3 protein-coding genes are annotated in these 1,879 nt (G+C 30.9%); all 3 read left to right on the plus strand.

Annotated features, from left to right (window positions below; all coding sequences use genetic code 11):
• Positions 1 to 219: 219 nt before the first annotated feature.
• Entirely contained in the window at positions 220 to 789 is a 570-nt protein-coding gene (locus tag V7112_RS14470; protein ID WP_335420967.1) for a histidine phosphatase family protein, read from the plus strand.
• 128 nt (positions 790 to 917) lie between these two features.
• Positions 918 to 1,253: a hypothetical protein gene (locus V7112_RS14475; protein WP_335420969.1), complete on the plus strand. Its 336-nt coding sequence runs from the start codon at positions 918 to 920 to the stop codon at positions 1,251 to 1,253.
• Between the two features lie 153 nt (positions 1,254 to 1,406).
• Complete coding sequence (locus V7112_RS14480; RefSeq protein ID WP_335420971.1) at positions 1,407 to 1,844, plus strand: GNAT family N-acetyltransferase; 438 nt, start codon at positions 1,407 to 1,409, stop codon at positions 1,842 to 1,844.
• Positions 1,845 to 1,879: the final 35 nt, after the last annotated feature.

Consider the following 1,879-nt stretch of genomic DNA (forward strand, 5'->3'; position numbering starts at 1 on the left):
CATTTTTTTGCATGGACAACACATTTAAAGTATTGAGTTTATTGATGTGTAAGATTGTGAGTAATGTACTTAAAGTTAAAGTGGGGCTATTCTTCAAGAAGGAGAATGGCTTTTTCTTTTAGAAGTAAATTGCAGGTTCGTTCAAGAAGGATTTTTTAAATAACCACAGAATATATCAGTTATTAGTAGTAAGTAATGTAAAGTTCAAGGAGAGAAATTATGGAAATCTCATTAGTGAGACATGGAAGATCACAACTCACTGAAAATGATAAAATAACTTGTTTAGATTTTAAAAAGTGGGTAGAAAAATATAATTACAATGGAGTATTTGAAGAATTAACATATCCTTCTTTTACCACAGAAAAAGTAGTAAATGCAAAAATAGTTATTACCAGTGATTTAAAAAGGGCTGTTCAGTCAGCTAAATTACTAAACCCAGGAGTAAAAATAATACCTAATCCTTTATTTCGAGAAACTGAATTACCAGTTCTTTCATTAAAATTATTGGATATAAAACTAAGACCGAGTTCTTGGGCAATTATATTAAGGTTCCAGTGGTTTTGTGGTTATTCTTACGATTGTGAATCATTGAGTGATGCAAAATTAAGGGCGAATAAGGCATCACAACAGTTAATCAGTTATGCAAAAGAATTTAATTCAGTAGCATTGATTGGGCATGGTTTTTTTAATATGTTGATAGCAAGAGAGTTACAGAAAAAAGGATGGAAAGGCAAAAGAAAATCTGGTGTAAAACATTGGGATTGTACTACTTATTCCTTATTCAATTAATAGGGGCAAGAGCTTAAGATCGGAGAAATCATATTTACAGCTTTTTGTTGTATTACTAACCAGATAGTATTCTTTAATAGGGATTATGGATTGATAGGGCAAATATTTATATAAAAGGGGTAGATTATATGAATGAAATAGATATTGCTATGACTATATACGTTATTTTTATGATTGTTTCAATCTTTGTAAGTTTTAAATATGGTTCGACTATGATTATAAAAACAGGACTGTTTTTACCGCAAGCCCTCATTGCAGGAACTATTAACTTATGTTTAGGTGTAATTGGAATATTAGGTTGGTTTTTCTTTTCTTGGAGCGTTAATGAGATCTTGTTTTTTGGAGGATTAGCATTAGGTGTAGGTTTATTAGCTCTAAGTGAAATTGTATTATTTTCCATTTTATTTTCAAAACGAAAGCGATGGATACAACTTTACAACGATGATTTAAATTATAAGAATTGATGGGAAGCGATTGCTCTATTAGAACAATCGCTTCTTGTGCTAACGGGGCAGGTTAGCGCAAGAAGAATTCAAGTTAATATTAGCCTTTAGAAGAGAATTATTGGGATATTATGTTAAACTGAATAATAGGAAATTAAAGGACTGATTCAATAAATGGATATTAGAAAACCTAAGGATTTTGAACTAAAAAAGGTATTATCTCTTTCGCCACAAGCTGTTTTTGATGGCACATTAGGTGAAGTAGAACCTACAAAAGAAAAAATTGACCAACTTGTTAAACCACTTTTGGAAAAGGGAAGCTATTATTTAATAGCAACAGAAAACGATAAATTAATGGGCTGGATTCTTATAGGGACTAGCAAAGACCAATTTACTGATATGATGAATGGATTTATTTACGAACTATTTGTTATAGAAGAATTTAGAGGGAATGGGATTTCCAAACTGTTAATGAGAGCAGGTATTGACCATCTAAAACAAGATGGATATTCAGAAATCCGTCTAAGTGCATTTGCAGGGAATCAAGCAATTAAACTGTATGAAAAATTGGGATTTAGCATTAGGACAATTACTATGAGTTTGCAGTTATAAGAAACTAACTTATTTCACTACCATGAAAATAAACT

The organism is Bacillus sp. JJ1566, assembly GCF_036962685.1.
Taxonomy (GTDB): Bacteria; Bacillota; Bacilli; order Bacillales; family Bacillaceae_L; genus Ferdinandcohnia.

Bases quoted from the DNA above. Each gene is read 5' to 3' on its own strand.
- V7112_RS14475 (WP_335420969.1), top strand. From the start codon at position 918: ATGAATGAAATAGATATTGCTATGACTATATACGTTATTTTTATGATT.
- V7112_RS14470 (WP_335420967.1), top strand. From the start codon at position 220: ATGGAAATCTCATTAGTGAGACATGGAAGATCACAACTCACTGAAAAT.
- V7112_RS14480 (WP_335420971.1), top strand. From the start codon at position 1,407: ATGGATATTAGAAAACCTAAGGATTTTGAACTAAAAAAGGTATTATCT.